The sequence below is a fragment of the Streptomyces sp. NPDC037401 genome, from assembly GCF_055602345.1.
Map to the genome: position 1 here is coordinate 238,887 of NZ_JBVJWO010000011.1, position 6,942 is coordinate 245,828.

At 72.3% G+C, this 6,942-nt stretch carries 7 protein-coding genes; 3 read left to right on the top strand and 4 right to left on the bottom strand.

Translation table 11 applies throughout. The features are described 5' to 3' along the window. Positions 1-156: 156 nt before the first annotated feature. The 4 genes from ACZ7H1_RS14475 to ACZ7H1_RS14490 are packed head-to-tail and all read right to left on the bottom strand — an operon-like array spanning position 157 to position 5,380. Positions 157-1,512 carry an O-antigen ligase family protein gene (locus ACZ7H1_RS14475; RefSeq protein ID WP_470786620.1) on the bottom strand — a complete coding sequence of 452 codons (1,356 nt, stop codon included), beginning with the start codon at positions 1,510-1,512 and terminating at the stop codon, positions 157-159. A 2-nt stretch (positions 1,513-1,514) separates the two neighbouring features. Further along, positions 1,515-3,035, bottom strand: a complete 1,521-nt coding sequence (locus ACZ7H1_RS14480; RefSeq protein WP_470786622.1) for a sugar transferase — start codon at positions 3,033-3,035, stop codon at positions 1,515-1,517. Then, complete coding sequence (locus ACZ7H1_RS14485; RefSeq protein ID WP_470786623.1) at positions 3,032-4,228, bottom strand: glycosyltransferase family 4 protein; 1,197 nt, start codon at positions 4,226-4,228, stop codon at positions 3,032-3,034. Before ACZ7H1_RS14485 ends, ACZ7H1_RS14480 begins: the two co-directional genes overlap by 4 nt. Before the next feature lie 21 nt (positions 4,229-4,249). Continuing rightward, on the bottom strand, positions 4,250-5,380 hold the full coding sequence (locus tag ACZ7H1_RS14490) for a DUF3344 domain-containing protein (protein WP_470786625.1): 1,131 nt from the start codon (positions 5,378-5,380) through the stop codon (positions 4,250-4,252). A gap of 175 nt (positions 5,381-5,555) precedes the next feature. Between ACZ7H1_RS14490 and ACZ7H1_RS14495 the strand changes: the two genes are divergently transcribed. The 3 genes from ACZ7H1_RS14495 to ACZ7H1_RS14505 all read left to right on the top strand — a co-directional run. Further along, on the top strand, positions 5,556-5,810 hold the full coding sequence (locus ACZ7H1_RS14495; protein ID WP_470786626.1) for a chaplin: 255 nt from the start codon (positions 5,556-5,558) through the stop codon (positions 5,808-5,810). Positions 5,811-5,975: 165 nt separating this feature from the next. Next, positions 5,976-6,380, top strand: coding sequence for a rodlin (locus ACZ7H1_RS14500; RefSeq protein WP_470786627.1), 405 nt, complete (start codon positions 5,976-5,978; stop codon positions 6,378-6,380). Positions 6,381-6,689: 309 nt separating this feature from the next. Next, a partial coding sequence (locus ACZ7H1_RS14505) for a chaplin (protein ID WP_470786629.1) occupies positions 6,690-6,942 on the top strand: 253 nt, incomplete at its 3' end.

Below are 6,942 nucleotides of genomic sequence, written 5' to 3' on the forward strand. Positions count from 1 at the left end.
TCTTGGTCATCTCCCTCTCCTCTCTGAAGGGAACCACCGCCCCAACTTCCGTTGTCTTCCTCCTTCCTTCTGTCGCTTGTGTTCCCCCGTCCGCCGCGGGGTACGGCTCCCCCGCGAAGCCGGGACGCTGGATGCCCATGGCGGGCGTCGTGTCGGTCACCGCGAGGGCGCTCCTTCAGGGGTGTCCCGAGGGGTCAGCGCCCACCAGCAGGCGAGGCCGAAGATCACACCGGTGAGGACGGTCGAGGGTCCGCCGATGTCCGCGTAGAGGAAGTTGGTGAGCTGCCAGATCAGCAGTCCGGTGGCGAGCAGTCCGCAGTCCCGCATCCGGCGGGCCGCCGGATCGGGGGAGGCCAGCCTGCGGATCCCGGCGACGAGCACGGCGGCCCAGCCGCCGGCCAGGGCCACGAGCCCGATCAGCCCCTGCTCGCTGAGGATCAGCAGGTACATGTTGTGCGGGGACAGCAGCGGCTGGCGGACGTACGCCTGCCCCGCGCCGGCGGTGTCGCTGCCGGAGGACAGGCCCAGGGTCGCGTGGCCGTCCCGGTGGGCGGGGAAGCCCTTGAGCCCGACCCCGGCGGCGGGCCGCTCCTGCCACATGGACGCGGCCGCTGCCCACATCGTGTACCGGTCGGTGACGGACTGGTCGGGGGCGCTGCTGACCTGGGTGATGCTGGTCAGCCGCTCCGTCATCATCGCGGAGCCGACGCCGAAGCCGCCGACGAGCACGACGCCGGCCGCGACGAGGGCGGCGGCGACCGTCAGGGCCCGCCGGACCCCGGAGATCAGCATCACCACGAGGGCGGCCCCCGCGGTCGCGATCCAGGCGCCGCGGCTGAACGACAGGACGAGCGGTACGACGAGGGCGAGGGCGCTGACGGTGGCCGCCCTGCGGAGCCGCCGGTTCACGGTGCCCTCCGGGGCGAGCGCCACGGCGGTCGCCACGACCAGCCCGTACGCCACGACGGTGGCCATGCCCATGACGTCGCCGGGCCCGAAGGTCCCCACCGCGCGGATGTACTCGCCCTGGTAGGACGCCCCGGTGCGGGTGACGTACTGCATCACGCCCACGGCGCCCTGGACGAGCGCCAGGACGACGAAGCACCCGCCCGCCAGCCGGAATTCGCGCGCGTCGCGGACCAGCAGCACCACGGCGGCCGGCACGAGCACGAACACCTGGAGGTAGCGCACGAAGCCGGGCAGGGCGGCGTACGGATCGCCGGCGGTGACGGTGGCGACGGCGAGGCCGACCGCGGGCAGTCCGATGATCAGTGCGGCGAGGGGGCTCAGCGGCCGCACCCGGCCGCGCAGCGCCTGGAGCGCGCAGACGGCGACGAGCAGCAGCGAGGCCGCGTCGGCGGGGGCGACCTTGCCGGAGGCGGTGGCGTCGCCGGCGGGCAGCGGGAGCAGGAGGAGCAGGACGGTCGCGGCCAGCGGCAGCAGCGGCCAGTGGCGGCGCAGGAGTACGGGGAGTGCGGGCAGGGCGAGCGGTGCGGGCGCGACGCTGCTCATGGTCAGCTGCCTCCCAGCCGGAAGCGGAAGAAGGAGGCCGCGGTGCGGGCCAGGATCCACACGTCCTGCCAGAGCGACCAGGTGTCGATGTAGTGGTTGTCGAACCGGGCGCGGTCCTCGATGGAGGTGTCTCCGCGCAGCCCGTTGATCTGGGCGAGGCCCGTGATGCCGACGGGCATCCGGTGCCGGGCTTCGTAGCCGGGGTGGACACTGCTGAACTTCGCCACGAAGAAGGGCCGTTCGGGTCGCGGCCCGACCAGGCTCATGTCACCCCGTACGACGTTCCACAGCTGGGGCAGCTCGTCCAGGGAGGACTTGCGCAGGAAGCTGCCGACCAGGCTCATCCGGTGGTCGTTGGCCACGGTCCACCGGGTCGCGGACTCGTGCTCGTTCTCCGGCCGCAGGGTGCGGAACTTCAGCAGGGTGAAGGGGCGTCCGTAGAGGCCGACCCGCTCCTGACGGAAGATCACCCCCGGGCCGTCGGAGAGCCGTACGGCCAGGGCGCACAGCGCCATCACCGGCGCGGCGGCGAGCAGCGCGAGGGCGGCGAGCAGACCGTCGATCAGCCGCTTGGCGCACCGCTCCAGCGGGCGGGCGGGGCGGGGCAGCAGCGGCTGTACGGCGAAGCCCCACAGCTGGTCACCGGGCTGGGCCACCCGCATGCCGGTCACCTTGGCGGTGCCCGCCGGGTCGGCGAGCCAGAGCCGGCACCCGTGGTCGTGGAAGAGCCGGACCAGGGCGGCGGTGCGCTCGTCCGCCTCGGGCGGCCGGGTGAAGACGGCCTCGCGCACGGAATTCTGGATCACTGCCCGGCGTACGTCCTCATGAGTGCCCAGCACCGGCAGCGCTCCGCCCGCCTCGGCCTCCGCGGACGGTCCCGGGTCCGCGAGCCCGACCGGGCGCAGCCCGTACTCGGCCCGCCCCTGGAGCGCGGCCGCCACGGCCCGCGCACCCGTGCCCGGACCGACCACGAGCGCGGAGCGCGGCCTGCGCACCGCGGTCCGGCGTCGCAGCTGGTGGACAAACCCGCGTCCCGCGCACGTCAGTACGACCTGAAGGCCGACAGCGGCCGCCAGCCCGCTCCAGCCGACGGCGTGCCGGGGGTCGAGCGCCGCCATCACGGCGGCCGCGGCACACCAGAGCACCACCGAACGGCCGATCAGCGCGGGCAGTTCGAGCAGCGCCGAGGGAGAGAGCCGGGGCCGGTAGAGCCCGGCCTGTGCGTGCAGCGCCAGGGACAGCACCGCGAGCGGCGCGGCGGCCTGCGGCGACCAGTCCAGCCCCGGCGCGGCCGCGGTGGTCAGGGCCACGGCCAGGGCGTCGGCGGTGGCGAGCGGGAGCACTCCGGCGCGGCGGCGCACGCGCTGCGGGCGCACGGTCGGCCGGGCCTGCTCGGCCTGCGGTGCGCGGGGCGGGTGGATCGAGGTCACCGCGGGCCGGACGGCCGTGCCGCCGGGCGGTGCCGCAGCGGGTCCCGCGCCCTTCCGACCGGTGTGCGGCGCGTGTGCGCTCTCCATGGTCATCGGCTGTTGCGCTCCTCGGTCAAGGGCTGGGGCCGGCCCAGCAGTTCGTGGTACAGGCCGGTGACCGCGGCCGTGGTGCGCCGCACGTCGAACTCGGTACGCGCGTGCTCCTGGGCCTGGCGCCCCAGCGTGTCGAGCAGCCGCGGTTCGGCGAGCAGCCGGCCCAGCGCCTTGGCCAGCGCCGTCGGATCCTCCGGCGGTACCAGGCACAGCTGCGCCTGACCGGGCGGCAGGCTTTCGCGGGCGCCGCTGACGTCGGACACCACGACCGGTCGGCCGCAGGCCATGGCCTCCAGCGGGGCGAGCGCCATGCCTTCCCAACGCGACGGCAGTACAACGAGATCGGCGGCCTGAAGCCACGGCCTGATGTCCGTGGCGGCTCCCGCGAACAGGACGCCCGGCGGGGCCGCGTGGCGCAGCCGCTCGGCGTCCGGGCCGTCCCCGACGAGCACGAGCCGGGCGGTGGGCGCCTGGGCGGTGACCTCCGGCCAGGCGCGCAGCAGCACGTCCTGGCCCTTCTGCTGGCACAGCCGGCCGACACAGACGGCCAGCGGTCCCTGCGGGGAGGACTGGGAGAGGAGGGGGAGGGCCGCGCGGGCCACGGCCCGCTCCTCGCCGCCGCCCGGCCGGAACCGGTCGAGGTCGACGCCGTTGCGGATCACCGACCAGCGGGCGGCGATCCCGGCGGCCTCCCCGGCACGCCGTTCGGATTCGCTGACGCAGAGCACCCGGTCGGCCCAACGGGCCCCGAACCGCTCCCATCTGAGGGCGAGTGCGGCGGTGGTGCCGCCGACGGCGTCGAAGGACCAGGCGTGCGGCTGGAAGAGGGTGGGCAGGTCGCCGCGCACGGCCAGCCGTCCGGCCAGCCCCGCCTTGGCGCTGTGGGCGTGCAGCAGGTCCGGGCGGACCCGCTCGACGAGCCGGGCGGCGCCGAGCGTCTCGGCGGCCAGCGCGGGGCCGGGGGCCCGGCCTGCCCGCCAGGTGTGGACCTCGGCACCGGCCTCCCGGGCGGCGGCGGCGAGTTCACCGCCGGGCGGGCAGCCCACGACGGCCCGCAGCCCCTCCCGGGCCTGGGCCCGGACGAGGTCGGTGACGACCCTGGCGACTCCGCCGTCCACGGGCTGGACGAGGTGGAGGACGGTCAGCCGGTCTCCGGCCGACGCGTGCGATTGAGTTTGCGAGCCTGACTGCACGTCGAGCGGTCTCCGTACGATTCAGCGGCGTGCGTCTGCCTGTACGAAGAGCACGCCGAGGAAATGACCCTGGTCTTCGGCCTCGAACCTGAAGGTCAGGCTGCGGGCGCCACCGGACAGCGCGGGACTGATATCGAACACATCAGCGTCATATCCGAGACTATTAATATGATTAGGCTGCCGCTTCGGCGTGGGTCGGCCGAAATCCGTGATCGTGGAATTCATGACGTCGTTGAACGGATTCTCGGAATCGCTGAGGCTGACGCGGCGACCGTTGTCCGCCGTCACACCGAGTGAGTCCCCGAGGACGCCCCGGTCCCCGTCGTAGCCGACCATCCCGGCCCGCCCTGCGGCGCCCGCGGGCACGTTCATCCCGTCGAGCCTGACCGTCGCGGCTTCGGCGGCAGTGCCCGACCCCCCGTCGGCCAGGGCCTCGAAGCCGTCCCAGAGCGACAGCTCCCGCAGCGGCTCCTTCGGGTGCTCGTACGCCGCGACGAGGGTCCAGCCGCCCCAGGCGCCGACCTCCGAGCTGCCCATCGCGATGTTCAGCTGCGCCACCGTCCAGACGCCCGTGCCGAACTTCTGCACGAGCGGGGTCACGTCGGCCGACGCCTGGTAGGCGTCGCTTCCATCGGCCGTACGGTGCCCGATCCGGGTGTCGGCCAGGACGTCCTTGTACTCCCCGCGCGGCTCGGCGATCAGCACGCGGCCGTTGTCCTCCGGCGGTTTCTGCTCCCCGACGCGGAGGTTCCCGCCCCAGTAGAGCCGCGCGTACGTCACTCTGGCGCCATCCGGGATCCGCAGCTCGGCCCGGGTGGAGTTGTACGTGTTCGGGTCGCGGTCCAGGTCGCTGTAGAACATGTCGAAGTCGCTGTTGACCCCGGCGGCGCCCCGCTTGACCTCGCGGCAGACCTTCGAGTCCTGGTCCTTGCGCCGACCGCAGCTGATGCCCGAGTTGGAGGCCCGCACCAGCCCGCCGCGCTGGACCGCGTGGTAGCGCTGCGTGAAGGGGAGCCGGGCGGATTCCTGCTGGAGGGAGGGCTCCGGCGGAGCCGCCCAGGCTGCCGGAAGTGTCACCGAAAGCCCCAGACACGACAGCGCGGCGAGGGCACGGAAGGCCGTACGCCCAATCGACTTCGCAGCCTTCGGCATGACCCGGTCTCCAATTTCGATCAAGGCGTCAAAACAGGAGTGCACTTTGTCAGAAATCGGGGGGGAAATCACGTCGGACTCGCGCGTACGGCCTTTTGGGCGATCGTGCGCACCCTCACGCAAGACGGGTCGTTATGGGGGTGCACCATTGTTCGAACCGAAAGGAAAATCGGAGATGAAGAAGAGGCTGATCCGCGGCACCACGATGGCGGTCGCGAGTGCTGCGGTGCTGATGGGCGGCGCCGGCCTGGCCTCCGCACACGGCGGGAGCGGCGCGAGCGCCGAGGGTGTCGCCGCGGGCTCTCCGGGTGTCCTCAGCGGGAACCTCGTCCAGGTGCCGGTGCACGTGCCGGTGAACGTGTGTGGCAACACCGTCAATGTGATCGCACTGCTGAACCCGGCTTTCGGCAACACCTGCGTGAACAAGTAGCCCTGTCTGCAAGGGTAGTTGGAGCGCCCGGCGCGCGCGGACGCGCGAGCCGGGCACTTCCGCGTCCACACCGCCATTCGGGTGAAGAGACGCAACCCAAACCATGGCCGGGCAGTTGATCCGGTTGCTCCCGTTACCGGGCAATCTTTCAGAAAAGGGACGACAGTGATCAAGAAGATGATGGCCACGGCGGCGGTCGCGGCCTCCGTCGTGGGCATGGGCGCGACGCAGGCGATGGCTATCGGGAACGACGGTGGCGTGACCAGCGTCAACGGCAACGGCGCCGCCCAGATCTACGGCAACCAGTCCACGCACGGCAACATGAGCCCGCAGATGGCGCTCATCCAGGGCTCGCTCAACAAGCCGTGCATCGCGCTCCCGGCCAAGGCCAACCTCCAGGGCCTCGCCGGCCTCGCCGCGGTCGGCGTCCTGCAGGACGTCCCGATCCTGTCCGCGCCGCAGAACCAGCAGTGCACCGAGAACTCCACCCAGGCCAAGGGCGACGAGCCGCTCTCGCACATCCTCAGCAACATCCCGATCCTGTCCGGCAACGGCGCCGTCGGCAGCTGAGCCCCGCCACTCCTCGCACACGAGGCCGCCGCACCCTCGCGGGTCGCGGCGGTCTCGTCGTCTCGCCTCCCGCTTCCGGTGCAGTGAATTCCCGGGTCAATTCACCCGGGTAATACCTGCCGAAAATTCGGCCCGACGAGCACCGCGAGAGCATCGGAGTGAACTCCGGAACACTCCCCCATATTGCGCGGTTTCCTTTTCCGGAGCCACTCGTTACTCATACTGCAGCGGTGTTGACGGACAGGAAACTGTGTGCGCAGCGCGAGGGTCGTGTATGCGGCATACACCTCTGCGGGAAGGATATTCAAAATGAAGTACACGAAGAGTGCTGCGATTGTCGCCGGTGTCCTGATGGCGGCCGGCGCCGCCTCTCCCGCCCTGGCCGACTCCGAGGCGCACGGCAAGGCCGCCCACTCCCCCGGCGTGCTCTCCGGCAACCTCGTCCAGGTCCCGGTCCACATCCCGGTGAACGTCTGCGGCAACAGCGTCGACGGCGCCGCGGCCCTGAACCCGGCGGTGGGCAACGAGTGCGCGACCGTCACGTCCCACGGCCCCCGCGGGT